Genomic DNA, 18,001 nt, shown 5'->3' with positions numbered 1-18,001 from the left:
CGGGCCTCTCAAGAATTATCTTCGACAGCTTCTCCGCATGCGAAATGTCATCGAGCGTCGCGATAAGCTTTTCGAACTCGCTCGAGACACGATTGAACTCGGCGTCCAGCATGTTGACGATTTCCGGTATCGTCGAGGACACGGACGCAATCAGCCTGTCGATCCATACGCGGGCTCGGCTGGCACATTTGCGAGAACCTCCCGCCGATGCGTCTTCAGCTCGCGGTGGATGCGAACGATAAGGGCTGCTCGATCCGCTCGGCTCAAGAGCGGAAGCCTTGTCTGCGCCTGCTGGATTTCTGTTATCAGCGCCGTTGCCATCCCCTGATCTCCAACACTCTAATACAACCCGTCCCATTCACGAGCTTGGTGCAGCGTGGTCCGCACCGCGCGACCTCCGCCGATAATCAATTGCTCGTCGCAACGAGATCCGACATGTCGCAGCTGCGCCGCGGTCCTTCCCATGGTTGATACGTATTGTCTTCCGGTCGATACGACTTGTAGCGAGCGGCGCACCGGGCTGCCGCCTGTGCATTCACTTTCGTGCCGACGCCTTCATCGGCCTCGGCGACAGTCCGCTGGAACGGCGATGCGCATTCGCGGGTCTCACCGCTATAGGACCGATAGCTGTTGGTCGTGGGATCGAAAGAGCGATAACGTTCCCCACACCAGGCAAGATGCGCGGCCGAAAGTCTGGGCTGCGGTGTCTGAAGTTCGGCTGGCGGGCGAGCCGAATCGGGCCTTGCCGCTGACGCCGTGCTCGCCGACGCCTCGGTCACATAGCTGGAATAGAGAGGCGGAATTCGTTCATAGGGCTGCTGCCGAGGATCGACTTTTACCGGCGTCGTCGTCCACAGATCGCGCGCTGCGAGCTCCTTGAAGGCGTGAGGTTCGGAATCCGCCACGACATGGGATGCGACAGATGCGGCAGCGACGCAGGCCCCGACCGAGCTTAAGATGCCAAAGGCAACGGATGCGATGGCTTTCATTGTCCCGACCCCTGCTGTTGAACCTGTGGAACCCAGACACGGCCGGCGGCACTGCTATGTCGGCCGCCGGTGGCGACAAGCACGGCGAGAATGCCGGCGATTGCCAGCAGGATGGCGATCAGCGGCACGGCCAGACCACCGGATTTCTCTTCGGAATAGATCATGTTCCTCTCCTCGCTGGCGCTCCGGCGGCGGGGGTCGCCGCCGAGGCGCTGGCGGTTATGTCGCGATGATGTAGACGATGGTGAATGCAGAAGGATCGACGATGACAATCCGGCCGTCGGCAAGGATGAAGAAGCGGTAGCCTTCATATTGCGGAACGATCTTCACGATGCGCGGCGGCAGCGGTTCCAGCCGTACCTTCTTCGGGATTTTCACCCCGACGGAAACCGTGAAGTCGACTTCCTTCACCGGCTCGACATGGACTTCCTTCACGACAGTGCGAATTTCAGTCTGCTGCTCGACTGATATGTTGACGTTGGTCTTTGTGTTCGTCTGGTTATTCGTGGCGGTGGTGTTGTTGACGTTGGTTTCGGACGAGCTCTTGTTCGTTGTCGCGTTCTGGTCCGTCGATTGCTTCGAGGCATCACCGCTCTGCGTGTTGGCGCCTTTGCCCGTGCCCTCTGCAGGCTTGGCATTTTGCGTGCTGCTCTTCGTACCTGAGGTGGCTGCGCCGCTGTTATCGGTGGTGCCGGACTTGGCGACGGGCTTCTGTTCGGTGGTCGTGCCGCTACCGGCGTCTTGCGATCCAGGCTTGGTTTCAGTCGAAGCCTTGCCGGAGGCGCTTCCGCTCGTCGAAGACTTATCCTGGGAAGGCTGCTCGGCGCTCTTCTGGGTATCCGAGCCCTGACCGGATTTCTGCTGCGATGACTGGCCCTTGCCTTGCGGGCAGGCTCCCGAGGCGTCGGGGGTGCAGTCGGTGCCAGTGCCGGCGGCGCTAGAGCCGGACTGCGAACCGGTGTCCGTGCCCGTCTGAGAACCGGATTGGGGCTGGCCGCTGCTCTTGGTGTCCTGCTGGGCTGCTGCCGGCAATGTTGCAAGGGGCGACACGCTCAGTGACAAGGCTGCCATGAGCATGGTGAGATGGTTGCTTTTCATGATCAATCTCCGAGGTTTCGGGCACGCGATGCCGCCTCGCATTCTCATGCGTCGCATGCGTGCCCTCACTGTTAGAAAAACGGCCTAAGCCGGTCCGTCGGTCATTGGATGACCTGGACGACCTTTCGGGAAGAAGGTTCGACGATCACACGCTGATCGTTGATGATCGCGTATGCATATTTCGGATCATCGGGGACTGGTGTCACGACAACGGTCTCCGGCAGGGGCTGTCCTACAACCACCTTCTCCTTCACCACGACGCGTTCGGTCGGGGCCGGAGCCTGCTGGACATAAGTGATCACTTTCTGAGGCGGTGGATCGATGACGCTGCCTGCCACGCCGCCGACGATGCCACCGACAGCAGCACCCACCGGACCACCGACAATCGCGCCCGTGGCAGCTCCACCTGCCGCGCCTGTCACCGTTGACGACTGCGCGAACGCTGACGTCGATGCCAACAGGATGCTGGCGGCAATTCCTACTGCTTTGATATTCATCTGTTTTTCTCCTTTGACGCGGTTGGTTCCGCTGGAGGTCGAAACCGTCAAACAGAAAAACTGTTCCAGAGCTGGGACTTCGTGCCGGGGCTACATCGGACCTTGGTCTCAGCCAGTATGGATACCGCCAACTTATTGCATGGGGAAACGGCTCAACATCCGGTCCTGGATGTTTTCCTGGCCGACGATCATCGTTGCAATTGAGATGGCTTTGTCGCGGTCTGCAGGATTTGTTATGTAGCCTTCGAGCAGAACGACGGGGCCGAGCATCCTGATCTCGATGGCGCTGCTGTCAATGTCAGGATCGACGGAAAGAGCTGCTGATATCGTTGCGATAGTAGAGGCCGCACTATGGCCTTCCGAACAGCGGTCTTCATGACTATTGGGGCCGAACTTCATACTCTCCTCCTGTTCCGCCCCTCCACGGAACTTCATGTTACCTCAAGCCTGATATGAGAAGCAGGTCCTGGGCCGGCCAGTCCGACTTAGGTCCGTCTTCCCCTCGGCGCTATCCGACTTAAATTTTGCTGATCCTTGTTGAAAGGACACCAGGGAGGTTTTAGCGATGTTGCTGTATCCAGTCAGGACCTCCCTGGTGACGCGCTGTGGACCCATGTCAACAAGGATAGTGTCGGCAGCATTGAGTTCATTGGGAAGGAGCCGACAAACGGGGCCTCAAGCGTTCAGTGGAAGGTGTGCCCGCTCGCGACGCGATGCGTTCTTGCGCGAGCGTTCTTGGCTGCCATGGACAACGCATCAACTATTCTATCGGGGCTCGCCGGCTTAGTGACGACAGCTCGGCCCTCCGGATCCTCGGTGAGGCCAGGGTTCACAGTGAAATACACCACCCCAATTCCGAATTCGGAAAAGAGGGCGCGCGCAATGGAAGGCCCGGTGATTCCATCCCCAAGCCGGACGTCGATGATGGCGATGTCTGCTGCGGAGCCGAGCTCCAGAGCTTCCGACATGTCCCCCGCGGTGCCAGTGATTTCAAATCCGGCGTCGATCGCGACGTCCTCAATCACCAGAGCGATTCCCGGTTCGTCTTCGACGATGAGCAGGCGCATGGTTCGTCTCCAGGGCGGCTACAAAATCAGCGCGGCGCTCTCTGGCGTCGCCAATCGAAAACACTCCACACCACAAGCGGTTCCACGTGTAGGACTTCAGTCTGAAGCATCCCCAACTAAGGTCCGAGATCCTCCCCGCGCCCTGCCATGAAGAATTGTCCGTGGACCAGACCTTGACGTCAGGCCCGAACGCTTCCTGTGCGGAATACAACACGGTCTTCGTCTCGGGATGACCACAGCAAATCGTGAATATCAACCGCGAATGAAGATGAAATGCGGCGATCAAATTGCTCCGGGCCTGGGAAGCAGGCCCGCGATGCTTTCAACTTATTTGATGACTTCAATCACCGTGCGGGTTTTCAGGCAATCTCTCGAAAGGCGGTAGACGCCTTGATGTCTCGTTCGAGATCGAGATGCTCTGCCTTGAACATGAATTGCTGCCTGTCCAGAAGCGCGAGGCCCCGTTTTGACTTGGACTGAACGCCGAACCGGAAAGGTGCGATCGCGTCGATCTTGCGAATGAAGATGAACAGGTCCTTCGGAGCGCCGTCCTTCAGTTCGACTTCGATTTCCCGAACAGGCGAGCGCCTGTTGCCAGACACTACGTCTCCTCGATCAACGACCACCTCCACGGTCTTCACGAACTAGGCGAGTGCGTCGCGATGGTCGGGCAAGGCGCACAATTAGGTGACAGTCCACAGGAGGCCGCCGATCATAAGTTGCAAGATCAGGTTGAATCAACACCCCAACGCTCTACTTTTCGACCGTCTCGGACCAATGAGCCGGTCAAGGCGTAACCTTCACTGGCCGCTGCTATGCCGCAACCATCAGGCTTGGATTATTCCTTCGGCGGCCCGCCCCGCCGCTCCAGCGCCGTCTTCCGGATGGTCTCCGCGATCTCCGGACTACTGCTCGACAACATCTGGAAATCCACGGCGTAAAGCGACAGCAGCGATACCTCGGTTGCTGCGGTGACCGTCGCTGAGCGCGGTTCGCCGCTGATCAGCGCCATCTCGCCAAAGAAGTTTCCGGCACCGAGTTCCACTGGATGGTCGGGTGTCGCCACGGTGACCCGCCCCTCGACAATGAAGAACATCTGATCGCCAACATCGCCCTTGCGGCAGATCACGGCACCTGCGGGGACAACGCGCGGTCGCAACGCCCGAACGATCTCGATCAGTGCAGCGGAACCAAGCTTCTGGAAGAGGGGTACGGCAGCGACCAATTGCCAATTGCTAACGAAGTCTTGGCGGCGAACCTCTTCGTAGAAGCCGGTGGCGAGGATGCCGGCCCAAAGTGCAAAAATACCGATCCCGCTCATCATCACCAATCCGGCCAGAACTCGACCTGCGAGGGTCTGCGGGATCTCGTCGCCGTAGCCGGTCGTCGACAGCGTCACGACCGCCCACCACATCGCCTGCGGAATGCTGCCGAACCTATCGGGTTGGACATCTCGCTCGATGATATAACCGGCTAACGCAGCGCCAAAAAGAACGATGCCGAACACCGATGTAACGCCAAGCAGATTGCGCGATTCATTCGCGACCACCTTTGCCAGCAGCCTGAAGAAGGTCGAGTCGCGCAACGGCTTGAGAAGCCAAATGGCGCAAAAGAGGTTTCGATCAGGGGGCCCAACGAACAAGAATGCAGCAGCAGGAACCAGAACCGCGAGCAAATCGATCACGAGGGCAGGCATCCCGCCCGACAAGCGGTGGCGCCGTGAAAGCAATGCGCCGCTCAATTGGAGGACATAGGCCAGCCAAATTGCCGCAAGTAGCAGCTCAAAGACAAGCCTCTCCCGTCCAGTGAGGCCCTGCGTCGTCAGTGCGGCAACGACCAGGAGACCGATTGTAGCGAACAGCGCGTTGAGCGGCGTCGAAATCTTTGAGAACGGCACTGCCGACATTACCTACTCCCAACCACCCGGCATTCTCGACAATAGATACCTTCGGGCCACACGCAAGGGAACGGGGGACTGATGCAGGTGCCGCCCGAGGATCCCGTGACTCACGAGGCCATCAGACCAAGCGGGACGGGCAAAACGACGCTCCTGACGTGCATCAACCATTTGGTGAAGCCAACATCCGGCACGATTGCTTTCGACGATATCAGGATGGATTTCGCGCGCCCGGACAAGATTGCCGTCCAGGCGATCCGTCTCCGCACAGCGATGGTGTTCCAACAGTTCAACGTCTTCAAAAACATGACGGTCATCCCGAACGCTATGGATCCGCTGGTCGTCGTGCAGGGCAAGTCCAAGGAGGAAGCCGCTCTTTGTTTGTGTCGCCTGGAGAAGATCATTGCAGATGATCTCCGTCCACGCGCGGAAGCTCGCACGCTGTGGAGGTGTCTTTGTCCACATTGCCGCGTCCTGCGCGACGCCGATCAGATCGAGTAGCGCCTCGCGGCAGCGACGGTGACGACTGATAAGCTGCCTGGGATTTAGCGCGGCGATTAGGTATCGACTCCTTGGTTGGTCGTGGGGCCACGCGGACTACGAGCTGAAGCGATCCCAGTTGGCGGTAGGTCGCGGCGAACGTGGTAGGCTTGGCCCTTCAAAGGTGAACGTTTCGGACCAAGGTCTTGTGATCCTCCGAATAAATTCTTAGGTCACCCATAGGTCGTTGCATTCTGCGAATCCCTGACTAAGAGACCGACATGATCCTTGCCCTCTCAGGCGTCAGAAAATCCTACACCACGGCCGAGGGGCTAATCGAAATACTAAAGGGGGTCGACCTTCAGGTGGCCTCTGGCGAAAGCGTGGCCCTGACGGGAGAGTCCGGCAGTGGCAAGAGTACGCTGCTTCACCTGGCTGCCTGTCTGGATCGCGCGGATAGTGGATCCATCGTCATGAACGGACGGGACATCCGGCAGCTTAATGAGAATGAATGCGCTCATTACCGTAGAACCCAGGTGGGCTTGGTTTTTCAACAGTTTAATCTCATCCCTTCGCTGACAGTCGCCGCCAATATCTCATTCCACGCAAAGCTCGCCGATCGATTTGATCCTGCTTGGGAGATGGAGCTGATTGGCAAATTGGGGCTGCGTGATTACATCAGCCGCTACCCCGAGCAACTATCTGGAGGTCAGCAACAGCGCGTTGCGATTGGGCGGACCTTGGCCGCGCGGCCGCCACTCATTCTCGCGGATGAGCCAACGGGCAACCTGGATGAGCAGACCGGAGACAGGGTCCTAGATCTTATGGTCAGTCTGTCACGGACCGCGAGGTCCGCTCTTCTGCTTGTGACTCACTCCGCAAGGCTTGCAGGCGGTCTGGATCGAATAGTGGTTCTTCGCGGCGGGAAGATTGTCGAATGAACCTCGTCGCTTTCGCAGCGCTGCTGTCGCATTGGCGCCGAAAGCCGCTTCAGCTGCTCACCTTGGTCATGGGAATAACGCTCGCAACGGCGCTTTGGTCCGGCGTCCAAGCAATCAATGCAGAGGCTAGGGCAAGTTACGCACGGGCATCATCGGTTCTCGAGCAAGGAAGCCTTCGGCAGATCGTTGCCAAGGAGGATGATGGTATTGCGACCGCGGTATATGGAAGCCTTCGCCGAGCAGGCCTGAACATTTCGCCTGTCATCGAGGGCAACTATCGCTTTGGGCCGGTGCGGATAAGAATGGTCGGCATCGAGCCGCTGACCATGCCCAGGGGTAGTTCGGGCGTGACCATCGCAAACGGTGCGGAGCTCTCCGACTTCTTTTCCACTACTGGGCTTCTTTTGGTATCCGCCGCGACTGCTGAGCGGCTGCGTGGCAACACGGATATGGCCGTCAAAGTCCACGGCAACCTCCCAGACGGCGCTGCCTTCGTGGACATCTCCGTAGCGGACAAATTGCTTGAAAAACATGGGAAGATCGACCGTCTGGTCATAGCTCCCGAGCAGCGGGTTACAGTTCAAGCTCTCGAACAAATAGCGCCGGGGCTGACCATTCGCGAACCGGCCGACCAGCCGGATGTCTCGCGCCTCACGGACAGCTTCCACCTTAACCTGACCGCTTTCGGGTTTCTGTCGTTCGTCGTCGGTCTGTTCATCGTTTACTCCACAACAGGCCTGACCTTCGAACAGCGTCGCGGTACCCTTCGAACACTGCGATCTCTTGGTGTTTCCCTTCGGACTCTGGCCGTCATGCTCGTGGTTGAACTGTCGATACTGGCCCTGGTTTCCGGCGTTCTCGGGGTTATTCTCGGCTACATCATCGCCTGGCTCTTGATGCCGGGTGTCGCTGCCACCTTGCGGAACTTGTATGGGGCGAATGTGTCGGGCTCGCTGTCAATTCGGCCCGAATGGTGGCTAGCGGGACTGGCGATCGCTCTTGGAGGGACCGGCGTTTCCTCGGCACAGAGCCTTTGGCGCGTCTGGGCACTGCCGATCCTCGCAGCGGCTCAACCAAGGGCGTGGGCGAGAGCATCAGCGCGCTCGCTGGTTTATCAGGCTGGAGCTGGCGGGTCGTTGCTAATATTCGCAGCCCTCCTTGCAATAGCCGGGTCCGGCCTTGTCGCGGGCTTTGCAGTACTCGCTTGCCTGCTTCTCGGAGCGGCACTGATACTGCCAGGGCTTATTGCCGTTACCCTGATCACGGCTCAACATTTCGCAAGAAGCGCTCTTATGGAATGGTTCTGGGCAGATACCCGTATACAGCTGCCGGGGCTGTCACTGGCCCTGATGGCCCTTCTTCTAGCATTGTCGGCAAACATTGGTGTCGGCACGATGGTTTCCAGTTTCCGATTGACGTTTATCGCATGGCTGGATCAACGCTTGGCCGCAGAGCTATACGTGACCGCCAAGGATGACGACCAGTCCGAGCGACTGCGGACTTGGCTTCAGCGGCACGCCACAGCAGTCCTTCCGATCTGGAGCGTCGACGGTGAGGTCTCAGGTGAGCAGGTCCAGATTTTTGGCGTCGCAGATGATCCGACCTATCGGGAGCACTGGCCACTGATCGCTTCCGATAAGGACGTGTGGGGAACGGTTGCTAACGGGCAGGGCGCTCTCGTCAACGAGCAGATGTGGCGTCGTGGTCAAGCTAAGATCGGCCAGCCTTTGGTTATGCCGGGTGGGTGGACTGCTACCGTAGTTGGCGTTTATTCAGACTACGGAAACCCCATCGGGCAGGTAATTGTTGGCATCGATACCTTGGTTGATCATTACCCGAATGTGCCGAAGCTCCGATACGGCGTCCGCGTGCCTCCCGAGCAAGCCCAGGACCTGAAACGTCAGCTAGTCGCGGAATTGGGTCTGCCTGAGACAGCGATCGTCGACCAGGCTTCACTCAAACGACAGTCGCGAGCCATCTTCGACCAGACATTTAAGGTGACAGGTGCACTGAACGTCCTCACGCTGGCGGTGGCGGGATTTGCCATGTTCTCAAGCCTCTTGACCCTCTCTGGAATTCGGCTTCCGCAGCTTGCACCAGTCTGGGCGATCGGTGTGCGGCGTCGAGATCTGGCTCTATACGAAATTGCCCGGACACTGGCGCTGTGGCTCGTGACATTTCTGGCGGCGATTCCCGTCGGTCTTACTTTGGCATGGGTGCTGCTTTCGATTGTGAACGTGGAGGCATTCGGGTGGCGCTTGCCGATGATGGTCTTTCCGATCGACTGGCTCTGGCTGGGAGCGATTGCGCTGCTGGCGGCGTTCTTGTCGGTGCTGGTGCCGGTCAGGCGCCTGGCCACGATCAATCCTGCAGACCTGCTTAGGATTTTCGCGAATGAACGTTAGAAAAGTTTCATCCGCCTTTGTCGCGGTGGCTATGGTCTCTCTGGCTGAACAGGCGTCGGGGCAGGGGTTCGCCGGACTGGGATCGGATGCACAGGGCTTTTCGATCCCGGAGCGTGGACGCGATCTCTCGTTTCCTGCCGATCATGGCGCTCATCCGGATTATCGGATCGAGTGGTGGTATGTCACCGCCAACCTCAAGGGTGAGGATGGCAAGCGGTATGGGGCGCAGTGGACATTGTTTCGATCCGCTCTGGCTCCGGAAGAAAGGCCAGGCTTCGCAGATCCCCAGCTATGGATCGGGCATGCGGCGATTACCACCCAGTCTCACCAGTTCGTCGCCGAGCGCTTGGGCCGGGGCGGAGTTGGACAGGCAGGCGTCGAGGCCACGCCGTTTCGGGCATGGATCGACGACTGGCAGATGACTGGTTCCACTGAGAGCGCCTTTGACCTTGGGGATCTTTCGGTGACTGCGAGCGGGACGGATTTCAGCTTTGGCTTGAACCTTGGCGCCGATGGCCCGCTCGTGCTGCAGGGTGATAACGGGTTTTCTGTGAAGTCATCAGGCGGGCAGGCGAGCTACTACTACTCGCAACCGTTCTACAAGGTCTCCGGCGCAATCACGATCTCCGGATCCCCGGTGAAGGTCACCGGGAGAGCGTGGCTGGATCGGGAGTGGTCGTCTCAGCCGCTCGCCTCAAACCAGACGGGGTGGGACTGGTTCTCATTACATTTCGACTCTGGCGAGAAGCTTATGGCCTTTCGCCTTCGCGATGATAAGGACGGGTTCATCTCCGCGAACTGGATATCCTCGGACGGGCGAACGACACCCCTGTCGAAAGAAGAGGTTCAACTGGAGCCTTTGCGGAAGGCAACAGTCAAGGGGCGAGAGATACCGGTGGAATGGCGAATACGCGTTCCAGGTAAGTCGCTCGATATAAGAACCAAACCGTTGAATGACCAGTCCTGGATGGCGACATCGACGCCATACTGGGAGGGGCCGATAGATCTCAGGGGTTCAATGTCAGGCGTCGGATATCTCGAAATGACAGGATACTAGTCGTGGGGCGGACTCTTATGGACGCACAGCGTCGTACGGCAATGTGACCGCGGTATTGGACAAGAGGCTCGGCCGAAATCAGGCTTGGGTGCTAAGGCGACCTGAACATGTGCGATATAATGCTTCTTTTCCTTGCTGGCTTGTTAGCAGGCAGCATGAATGCGTTGGCGGGCGGCGGGTCGTTCGTATCCCTGCCTGCGCTGATATCGGTCGGAGTGCCGTCGGTAGCCGCAAACGCGACAAGCACCTTAGCCTTGTTTCCCGGCGGTATGGCGAGCTCGTGGGTCTACCGTGATGGGGTTAGGAGTGTGTGCGGCGTCAATGTCGTGCCCATTGCTGTCGTGACGGTGATGGGTGGTGTGGCCGGAAGCATTCTATTGCTGCTAACCCCTTCGAGGATTTTCGATGGTATCCTGCCATGGCTTTTGCTGGTGGCGACATTGATGCTCGCTGCAGGTCCGAGGCTCAGCGCCCAGTTGCAGACGCAGGCACGTCCGAGTGTTCTGGCGTTCGCAACGGTTCAGTTATTTCTCGGTCTTTATGGCGGCTATTTTGGCGGCGCGGTGGGTCTCATGATGCTTGCGGCGTGGAGCGCGCTCGGGGGCGGGGACATCAAGAGCCTGAATCCGACAAGAATGGTGATGGTAACCGCCGCCAACGCGGTCGCCGTCGTCGTCTTCGTACTTGCCCGGGCAATCGTATGGCAGGAGTGCATTCCCATGACGATTGGAGCCGTTATCGGCGGATGGATCGGAGCGCATATCGGACGAAGGCTGCCATCACCGGTCGTTCGGCTGCTAACCCTCGTGGTCGCCTTTTTAACGACCGCAGTGTTCTTTTCGCGAGCTTACCTTTGAGCGGAGGTCCCGTGTCCCTCAGGCTCTCAGTCAATAACTTGCAATTCAAGGAGCCGAAGTCCTGCAAGATGCTCAAGGGGCACGACGAATGGATCGCGGGAAAGCTCGATCCAGCGGATTTGATTGAGAACGCACGAACGATCGTCATTGCCGCCGAACATTGGCGGCACGCAGATGAGCTTGTGCCCAGTGTTCGCCTTTCCAAATGCGCGGATTTGCTGGTTCGTGCGAGAGGCGCGATCCCGGGTGCTGGATCACTCAACTAGCGCCCGCAATGCGGCGGCGCGTTCTCGCGTAGGGATTGAGGAACTGGCGTCGCCAGTTTCTTGTCTAACGATGAAAGCCGGGCTTCCGATCGAAAGCGATCAGCGCCCATGTCCAGAAGGAACCAAAAGGGAGGCTTTGGGATATCAACCCGCAACACCGCAGGAAATAGATACACATTGTGTATGCGTTTGTGGTATAAGGCCTTGAAGGAAAAGGCCATGACCAGCAAAAATGCCACTGATACCCATACCCGCGCCGTTAACTTGAGGGTTCGTGAGGACGTTCGCGTCCTGATCGACCGCGCCGCCAAGGCCCACGGGAAAACCCGTTCGGATTTCATGATCGACGCATCGCGCCGTGCCGCAGAAGACGCGCTTCTCGATCAGACATTGGTGCGGGTCGATCCTGACAGCTACAAACACTATCTCGCCGTCCTCGACCAGCCGCCAAATAGCGAAGGCTTCGAACGGTTGATGAATGCTCCCAAACCCTGGCAGCCGTAATGTTGTCTGCACCGATGCTTCTCGGCGAAGCGCACGATCTCCTGCTATTCGACAGCGGGCACGACAGCCTTGATGAATGGCTGCGCCGCAGGGCGCGGGCCAATCAGGTCAGCGGCGCATCGCGAACCTATGTGGTCTGCGAGGGCGAGCGCGTTGTCGGTTATTACTGCCTCTCATCGGGAGCGCTGGCGGTCGCGGACGCTCCCGGAGCGATCCGGCGCAACATGCCCGACCCGGTTCCCATGGCAGTCCTTGGCCGTCTGGCCATCGATCGCAACTGGCAGGGAAAAGGAATCGGAGCCGCGCTGTTGCAAGACGCCGTGCTGCGTACCGGACAGGCAGCCCATATCATGGGTATTCGCGGCCTTCTGGTTCACGCGATCTCCGATGAGGCCAAGGCCTTCTATGAGCATTTTGGATTTGCAGCGTCGCCCGCGAATCCTATGGCCTTGGTGTTATCATTGAAAGCTCAAGTAGGCCTGAAGTGATCGGTGAAAACAGTCGCTCGTCTGACAACCCAACGACGGTCGGCGAATTGACGGAGAGCTTTGAAAAGTTTGTCTAAAATCGGAATCCATGTCCTAATTGCCACATGGTTTCGAATATTTGGAGCCTGAAGGACGAGGAGCTCACTCCCATCAGAACGAATGTCGCATGATCTCGGTCAGCAGCATGCACTTGAACGCCGCGGCAGAGCAGTCCCCAAGTCGGGCTTCGTTGGGCCTCCTGGGCGTGAGCTTGCGTCATCGGAACGTCGCCGTCGTCTGGCTCGGGGCCATCAGGCGGCGGAGTCTCCCTCAGGATCTCGCTCAGGTTCGGGATTGCCGATCGGCGGCGCTGGCGGCGGAACGATAGGCTCGCTGGGTACGGACATGATTTCCTCCTTGCTAACCGAAACTCGCCTGTCCTTCCGTTTATTCAAGAGTGGTGCCGTGATGAGAGATGCTTTTCCCGAGCAGCGAACCGATCGCCGCCGGCGCTCTCGGGCCATGGCCCACTCTTTGATAAGGAAGAGCAAGGTACAACCGTCAAAAAAGCCTGGACCCTCGCGGAGAAGACGGACAAGGCGATCCGAGGCTCTTGCAAGCGGTATGGCATAGGCGGCTCCATGCCTGGCTCGCCGATCGAGATATCCGTGCCGGCTTGGGATGGTGAAACATGGCGACGTGGCAGCGCTGGAGCCGGTCCGGTAGGGGCAATCGCGGCCATCCCTGGTTAAGCGGTATTTCGATGATGTCGACGTTCCGGAATAATTCGGGGGGGCCGACTTCCTCGCGAACATGTCGGCGGCCTTCGTGGATTCAGCATGCCGGGTAATGAGGCTGGCGAGCGTTTCCCCGCCAACAGGAGCCCATGCTGACGCTGGCGATGCTGAGGCGACTGAAGCGCCTTTAAGACATGGTCTCCTTTTTATGATGCGGCCTGCGAAACAAACTTGGCAGAAGATCACGGAACAGTTCTTGCACGGTTACTAATATATTTACCGTGGGAGACCGAAAGTCATGAAATGGCACACATCCGGAGAGTTTACCCCTCTGATGCTCGTTGTAAGCGGGTCGGAAAAATACAAGCTCGTCGCGACCCTTTTCCAGGCTGCCGAAATGCTGACGGCTAGCTGGCCGGTCGACGATGGAGAAGAATATCTTATAGCGATTAGGGCCTGCCGGAATGCAATTCATGGGGAAATTCCGGCTCAGGATGCCCGAGCAGCGCTTATCCGTGCCGCCGACGAAGCTGGCATTCCGGTGATCACCGTTCACTGAGTTTCCGCCGACTAATGAGCTCATGGGCGCCTCCATGACACGGGTCTCTCGTTGCGCTGCATGCGCAGGTCCACTCCGCTGAGCATCACCTTCAGGCTGCGCGCGGCCAGCAGCTCTTTTGGCCTCTCTTCGGCGACAAGTGCCAGCTTCCGTTCCTTCATGTACTTCGCGTGCGTCTCCGGCGTGTCGAAGCCAGGAACGAAGGGAACACCTTCCCAGCAACCGCATGTTCTGCCCGCCGCATCTACCGTGTCGCCGTCGACGACGGTCAAAGATCCGCAGATGATCCGCCCAGCAATCGTTGAACGATATCTCCACGCTCGGCCGCCTCTAGCGTCCGCCTGAGTGCCTGTTCCTGCTCGTATGACCTGTGTGGGAAATGCTCGAAGCACTACCAGCGAGTCGCCACAGCCGGAGAAGGACTGTTGTCCCAGCCACTCCACTCCTCGCATCCCTTTTCTTCGCAATAGTCGACATGCATTTGCGGTGCTTCCGTCAGCGGCCGTCTGTCGGTGTCGCTCATCATTCCTCCTGGAGTTGCCAGCCCGCTTTCGGGACTGGCCACCGCTTCTGGGCCTGCGCATGCGGCCGGCTTTGAATACGAAGCGCTGTTCGGTCGTTTGCTTGCCTGCCGCGCATCCTGCGCGAAAGCATGCGCGGGCAACCGACAGGCTGATGCTCTCGCGGAAAGACTGCGGTTGCGACGACCATCAGTCTCTCAGAGCAGTTTCGAATGACACGGGCTTTGGTTGGGGACGGTCAAGCATAGGCGTCAGCTCTGGTCTCGGGCTCAACATTACAAACCGGCCATCGCAACCGCTTTCGCTCATGATTCATTGTGGGCATATCAGTCTCGATGGTAGCTCGGTCGCCAGCCGCGGGCCATGCCTCGGCTCATGGCGCCTTCGGTCAATGCCAATTGCCGGCGAAGGTGACGGATGTCGTCCAGCAGGGTGTCTATAGCTGCGTGGGTATCGCCTCTGTGGTAGGCAATCACCTTTGCACGCTCATCGTCTTCCACGGCTTCGCCGATCGGCTGCTCTCGCATATCCGTGCTCCGTACTTCGATTTTCAGAATGGCGGCCGCGCGCCGATGTTCCTATTATGTTCTCATATAGATGCGAGTCAATAATCAATCTGGGTCAATTGCTTTTTTAGGCGCTGCTGATGTCATCGCGCGATGACAAAGCCGCCTCGCAAACCTTCCAAGCCGCTGCTCGGCGAAGCCGACGCGCCGGTCCGCAGTCGGCCGCGCCGTCGCCGAGATCCTGCGCAGCCCAATCTCCCCTTGGACCCTATGCCCGCGCGCATCGAGCCATGCCTTGCGCTGCTGAAGGCCAGGCCGCCGAAGGGCGACGATTGGGTTTTCGAGATCAAATGGGATGGCTATCGCCTGGCGCTTCATATCGAGCCTACAGGCATGCGAATCCTGACGCGGGGAGGCCACGATTGGACGTCCCGGTTTCCTGCCATCGAACGGGCGGCGAAAGAGCTCCCCGTCGCCACGGCGATCCTGGACGGGGAGGCTGTGGTGCTGGACGAGCGGGGCCGGCCCGATTTCGGCCTGCTGCAACAATCGCTGGGCGGTCGCGGGGGCAAGAAGAAGTCAAGCGACGCCATCTTCATGGCCTTCGATCTGCTCTATTTCGACGGCCATGATCTCAGGAATTCCGAACTCAGCATGCGCCGGCAGTTGCTCGAGGATCTGGTGCCGGCCGAAGGGCGGGGCGATATCCGGCTTTCCGAGGAGATCGAGGCGGACGGTGATCAGTTGCTGGCGAGCGCCTGCCAGCATGGGCTCGAAGGCATCATCGCCAAGCGCCGGGATACGCCCTATCGCTCCCGCCGGATCGGCGACTGGGTTAAGATCAAGTGCATCCAGAGCGACAGCTTTGTGATCGTCGGCTACGAGCGATCCACAGTCGCGCGTGCCGGGATAGGTCGGCTTCTGCTCGCCGCGCGCAAGGGCAAGGAGCTAGTCTACGTTGGCGGGGTCGGGACTGGCTTCAACGAGCGCAACGCTTATGAGCTTCGTGAGATGCTCGATGGCCTCATCACATCCATGCCGGCTGCGTCCGTCGATCGCAAAAGAGCAATATTCGTGAAGCCAAGGCTCATCGCCGAGATCGAATACCGGGCGTGGACGGATGACGGGAAGCTGCGGCATGCCGCCTTTAAGGGGCTGCGGGAGGTGCAGGATGAGGCGACGGTTTATGAGATGGAATAATCCGCCAGCGCCGCTACGGCCCGCAATTGCAACAAGGCTTGAGGATCCCGTCAAAACTAGAGTAATTGGGATAAAGATGGCAGAGCCAGCCGCCACCAAAAGAGGCCAAACGATCAGGAGTTTCTCTCTCGGCTTCGCCGTGAAGCGATCATCATCTTCGAATTCGGAAATTTTTGGGCCGAAATCTTCGCTGAAGTCGAAGCCATTCTTATAATAGAAGATGATTGACCGGATGTACCAATACCAGCTGTTGGCGCAAATGGCAGCTGACCCGCAGAACACGAGCCACACCCACAGCGGAGCCTGCTCTTGAGCACGCAATAAAACTTCTCCCTATCGACCGACGCCTAGTAGCGTTTGCACCAAGAGATCAAGCCGTGCCATCAATATCGCCGTCTTCGTCGAGTTCATACACCGGCAGATACGTGTTCTTCTCCATCCACTCCCGCACGATGAACCTGATCGTGTCGTTACGCGTCATGCCGAACTCGCCAGCCAGGTCTCGCAGGGCGTCCTCGACATCATCCTCCATCGACACGGCGCCGGAATTACGCAGCCGCAGCGCCGCGCGGCGAAGCATGATCTGCAGATCGGCGCGTGAGATATCTGCGATCCGATTGGCGGCGTCTTCGAGGAGGGTTGCGGTGTCGGGGTATGTCATGGGTTCACCTGCGCACGGTCATTGGGGATGGCGCAGCGAAATTGATGCACACCACGAATTGCCGGTCGAACGGACCAGTCCATCCAATCTGCCGGCATCCAAAAGCGCAGCTGCCGAGGAGGGAGGCTGCCGGAAAACGCAAATGAAGCGGGTCATCAGGTGCTACTCGTCAATCTCATTGCCATCATCGTCGTACTCCGCCCCGCGGCCGGAGTCTTCGACATAAGTCCGACATCCCTCTTCAAAAGACGACGAATTGCCCGAGCAATCATCCTCGCTTTGAATGCCGTTTTCCTCCGCCCAGTCATAGCCGGCCCTGTGGCCCTCGCAGTTGTCTACGCATGAATTCCCGCCGAAGCTCTGGGAGAAGCCGGGGGCTGCGAAGCTTAGCCCCAGCAGAACGCTCGCAAACAGTATCGTTTCAATTCCAGCTCGTGGCGGAAGTGAACCGACGCGAGATGAGCATGTTGGAATGTGAGCAGATGGTTGCCCAGCAACGGCAGGCCGCTGCGGTTCTCGTGGGGCTTGCATTGGTCGGGACCGCTGCTGCTGTATGCGCCAATGGCAACTGCGGCGGCGGTGCATATACCCCAACGAGACGCTATCCAGGCAACTGCCAGTACGATTGGCAATACGACGACGCCGCCGGCAATAGGTGCGGTGGCAGAAGCGCAATGTCTCGTCCGGGAGGTTGGTAGTGCGGAAAGTGATGACAATATCGCTGGATCCTGAGTTTCCAGGGCGGTCTTGCAGAGCGCGGCTTTGCTCACGGCCGATGGCTTGTTGTTGAATTCAACCGGCGTCGTTGTGCAGCTCGCCAAGGCGAACGACATCGCCACGACGCCGAAACGTCGAGCCAACAGATACATTTTCACGGATAACCCCTCAGATGCCCGCTGCCAGCATCGCTTTCGGCACGACGTCAAATTGCATGTTAATCTATCGTTAACGCAGCTTTAGGATGTGCGGTGAAGGCTGCCATTGGCGTACCGCCCATCCTGTCTTACTGCGCAAGCGCGGCGCCGCCCGCGAAACAAATCTGGAGATCCGCTCGCGAGATATCTACGATTGGGTCGGTGGCGTCCTCTCGGAAGGGCGCGATGCTGATCATGAGCTGGTTCGATGGTCCGCATTCGAAGGCGCGATCTTGATCTGCTTGGCTTTGGTGGTCCGGGCGCCGAGCCGGCCAAAGCGCGGGGCGAATATTTTCCGTCGGCACTGTCGATTTTCGCAACAGCCGATCGTCCTTGTCATGATGTGCTGCACCGTGGTCGTGGCTTCAGCACGTTCTC

The 18,001-nt window shown here is 58.8% G+C and carries 22 protein-coding genes and 5 pseudogenes; 10 read left to right on the top strand and 17 right to left on the bottom strand.

Annotation, left to right across the window (positions count from 1 at the left end):
- Positions 1–13: 13 nt before the first annotated feature.
- From U5G49_RS25900 to U5G49_RS25860, 9 genes and pseudogenes are all read right to left on the bottom strand, one after another.
- Positions 14–321, bottom strand: a pseudogene (locus U5G49_RS25900) (hypothetical protein); the annotation flags it as partial.
- 86 nt (positions 322–407) lie between these two features.
- Positions 408–989: a BA14K family protein gene (locus U5G49_RS25895; protein ID WP_193443747.1), complete on the bottom strand. Its 582-nt coding sequence runs from the start codon at positions 987–989 to the stop codon at positions 408–410.
- Positions 986–1,153, bottom strand: a complete 168-nt coding sequence (locus U5G49_RS25890; RefSeq protein ID WP_018241696.1) for a hypothetical protein — start codon at positions 1,151–1,153, stop codon at positions 986–988. The genes U5G49_RS25895 and U5G49_RS25890 overlap by 4 nt, the downstream gene beginning before the upstream one ends.
- A gap of 55 nt (positions 1,154–1,208) precedes the next feature.
- On the bottom strand, positions 1,209–2,087 hold the full coding sequence (locus U5G49_RS25885) for a DUF1236 domain-containing protein (RefSeq protein WP_115156676.1): 879 nt from the start codon (positions 2,085–2,087) through the stop codon (positions 1,209–1,211).
- A gap of 101 nt (positions 2,088–2,188) precedes the next feature.
- Positions 2,189–2,584 (bottom strand): DUF1236 domain-containing protein, encoded by a 396-nt coding sequence (locus U5G49_RS25880; RefSeq protein WP_193443745.1) that lies wholly within the window; start codon positions 2,582–2,584, stop codon positions 2,189–2,191.
- A gap of 132 nt (positions 2,585–2,716) precedes the next feature.
- Complete coding sequence (locus U5G49_RS25875; protein WP_193443743.1) at positions 2,717–2,983, bottom strand: BON domain-containing protein; 267 nt, start codon at positions 2,981–2,983, stop codon at positions 2,717–2,719.
- A gap of 284 nt (positions 2,984–3,267) precedes the next feature.
- A complete protein-coding gene (locus U5G49_RS25870; protein ID WP_193443741.1) occupies positions 3,268–3,651 on the bottom strand; it encodes a response regulator in 384 nt (127 codons plus the stop codon).
- A 359-nt stretch (positions 3,652–4,010) separates the two neighbouring features.
- Positions 4,011–4,253 (bottom strand): CYTH domain-containing protein, encoded by a 243-nt coding sequence (locus U5G49_RS25865; protein ID WP_115156673.1) that lies wholly within the window; start codon positions 4,251–4,253, stop codon positions 4,011–4,013.
- Positions 4,254–4,489: 236 nt separating this feature from the next.
- Positions 4,490–5,557: a cyclic nucleotide-gated ion channel gene (locus U5G49_RS25860; protein WP_115156672.1), complete on the bottom strand. Its 1,068-nt coding sequence runs from the start codon at positions 5,555–5,557 to the stop codon at positions 4,490–4,492.
- A gap of 72 nt (positions 5,558–5,629) precedes the next feature.
- On the opposite strand from U5G49_RS25860, the pseudogene U5G49_RS25855 reads away from it, so the two are divergent.
- The 9 genes and pseudogenes from U5G49_RS25855 to U5G49_RS25815 form a co-directional block, all read left to right on the top strand.
- Positions 5,630–5,950: pseudogene (locus tag U5G49_RS25855) on the top strand (ATP-binding cassette domain-containing protein); the annotation flags it as partial.
- 359 nt (positions 5,951–6,309) lie between these two features.
- A complete protein-coding gene (locus U5G49_RS25850; protein WP_193443739.1) occupies positions 6,310–6,969 on the top strand; it encodes an ABC transporter ATP-binding protein in 660 nt (219 codons plus the stop codon).
- The gene (locus U5G49_RS25845) at positions 6,966–9,374 is read left to right on the top strand and encodes an ABC transporter permease (protein ID WP_193443737.1); all 2,409 of its coding nucleotides are present in this window, start codon (positions 6,966–6,968) and stop codon (positions 9,372–9,374) included. The genes U5G49_RS25850 and U5G49_RS25845 overlap by 4 nt, the downstream gene beginning before the upstream one ends.
- Positions 9,364–10,431 carry a lipocalin-like domain-containing protein gene (locus tag U5G49_RS25840; RefSeq protein ID WP_193443735.1) on the top strand — a complete coding sequence of 356 codons (1,068 nt, stop codon included), beginning with the start codon at positions 9,364–9,366 and terminating at the stop codon, positions 10,429–10,431. The genes U5G49_RS25845 and U5G49_RS25840 overlap by 11 nt, the downstream gene beginning before the upstream one ends.
- Before the next feature lie 107 nt (positions 10,432–10,538).
- Positions 10,539–11,288: a sulfite exporter TauE/SafE family protein gene (locus U5G49_RS25835; RefSeq protein ID WP_193443733.1), complete on the top strand. Its 750-nt coding sequence runs from the start codon at positions 10,539–10,541 to the stop codon at positions 11,286–11,288.
- An 11-nt stretch (positions 11,289–11,299) separates the two neighbouring features.
- Entirely contained in the window at positions 11,300–11,554 is a 255-nt protein-coding gene (locus U5G49_RS25830; RefSeq protein ID WP_246288859.1) for a hypothetical protein, read from the top strand.
- Positions 11,555–11,773: 219 nt separating this feature from the next.
- On the top strand, positions 11,774–12,058 hold the full coding sequence (locus tag U5G49_RS25825) for a type II toxin-antitoxin system TacA family antitoxin (protein ID WP_026188748.1): 285 nt from the start codon (positions 11,774–11,776) through the stop codon (positions 12,056–12,058).
- A complete protein-coding gene (locus tag U5G49_RS25820; protein ID WP_193443730.1) occupies positions 12,058–12,546 on the top strand; it encodes a GNAT family N-acetyltransferase in 489 nt (162 codons plus the stop codon). The genes U5G49_RS25825 and U5G49_RS25820 overlap by 1 nt, the downstream gene beginning before the upstream one ends.
- Positions 12,547–13,560: 1,014 nt before the next feature.
- Positions 13,561–13,821, top strand: a complete 261-nt coding sequence (locus U5G49_RS25815; protein WP_017957861.1) for a DUF982 domain-containing protein — start codon at positions 13,561–13,563, stop codon at positions 13,819–13,821.
- Between the two features lie 20 nt (positions 13,822–13,841).
- Here U5G49_RS25815 and U5G49_RS25810 read toward each other — a convergent pair whose 3' ends face one another.
- The 4 genes and pseudogenes from U5G49_RS25810 to U5G49_RS25795 all read right to left on the bottom strand — a co-directional run bounded on the left by U5G49_RS25810 (position 13,842) and on the right by U5G49_RS25795 (position 14,869).
- Positions 13,842–14,093, bottom strand: a complete 252-nt coding sequence (locus tag U5G49_RS25810; protein WP_246288856.1) for a hypothetical protein — start codon at positions 14,091–14,093, stop codon at positions 13,842–13,844.
- Positions 14,090–14,302: pseudogene (locus tag U5G49_RS25805) on the bottom strand (hypothetical protein). The gene U5G49_RS25810 and the pseudogene U5G49_RS25805 overlap by 4 nt, the downstream one beginning before the upstream one ends.
- Positions 14,303–14,343: 41 nt before the next feature.
- Positions 14,344–14,588 (bottom strand): annotated as a pseudogene (locus U5G49_RS25800) (hypothetical protein).
- A gap of 80 nt (positions 14,589–14,668) precedes the next feature.
- Positions 14,669–14,869 (bottom strand): hypothetical protein, encoded by a 201-nt coding sequence (locus U5G49_RS25795; protein ID WP_027687810.1) that lies wholly within the window; start codon positions 14,867–14,869, stop codon positions 14,669–14,671.
- 132 nt (positions 14,870–15,001) lie between these two features.
- On the opposite strand from U5G49_RS25795, the gene ligD reads away from it, so the two are divergent.
- Complete coding sequence (ligD, locus tag U5G49_RS25790; protein WP_193443728.1) at positions 15,002–16,048, top strand: non-homologous end-joining DNA ligase; 1,047 nt, start codon at positions 15,002–15,004, stop codon at positions 16,046–16,048.
- Positions 16,049–16,061: 13 nt separating this feature from the next.
- Here the strand turns inward: ligD and U5G49_RS25785 are convergent.
- The 4 genes and pseudogenes from U5G49_RS25785 to U5G49_RS25770 all read right to left on the bottom strand — a co-directional run bounded on the left by U5G49_RS25785 (position 16,062) and on the right by U5G49_RS25770 (position 17,578).
- A pseudogene (locus tag U5G49_RS25785) lies at positions 16,062–16,369 on the bottom strand (hypothetical protein).
- A gap of 49 nt (positions 16,370–16,418) precedes the next feature.
- Positions 16,419–16,709 carry a CopG family transcriptional regulator gene (locus tag U5G49_RS25780; protein ID WP_193443725.1) on the bottom strand — a complete coding sequence of 97 codons (291 nt, stop codon included), beginning with the start codon at positions 16,707–16,709 and terminating at the stop codon, positions 16,419–16,421.
- 162 nt (positions 16,710–16,871) lie between these two features.
- Positions 16,872–17,135 (bottom strand): hypothetical protein, encoded by a 264-nt coding sequence (locus U5G49_RS25775; RefSeq protein ID WP_376770321.1) that lies wholly within the window; start codon positions 17,133–17,135, stop codon positions 16,872–16,874.
- Positions 17,096–17,578, bottom strand: coding sequence for a hypothetical protein (locus U5G49_RS25770; protein ID WP_246288895.1), 483 nt, complete (start codon positions 17,576–17,578; stop codon positions 17,096–17,098). Before U5G49_RS25770 ends, U5G49_RS25775 begins: the two co-directional genes overlap by 40 nt.
- Between the last annotated feature and the right edge of the window lie 423 nt (positions 17,579–18,001).

This window comes from Rhizobium indigoferae (genome assembly GCF_034554815.1).
Lineage (GTDB): Bacteria > Pseudomonadota > Alphaproteobacteria > Rhizobiales > Rhizobiaceae > Rhizobium > Rhizobium leguminosarum.
Note: the sequence above shows the minus strand (reverse complement) of the source record. Positions and strands in the feature narration are given on the sequence as shown.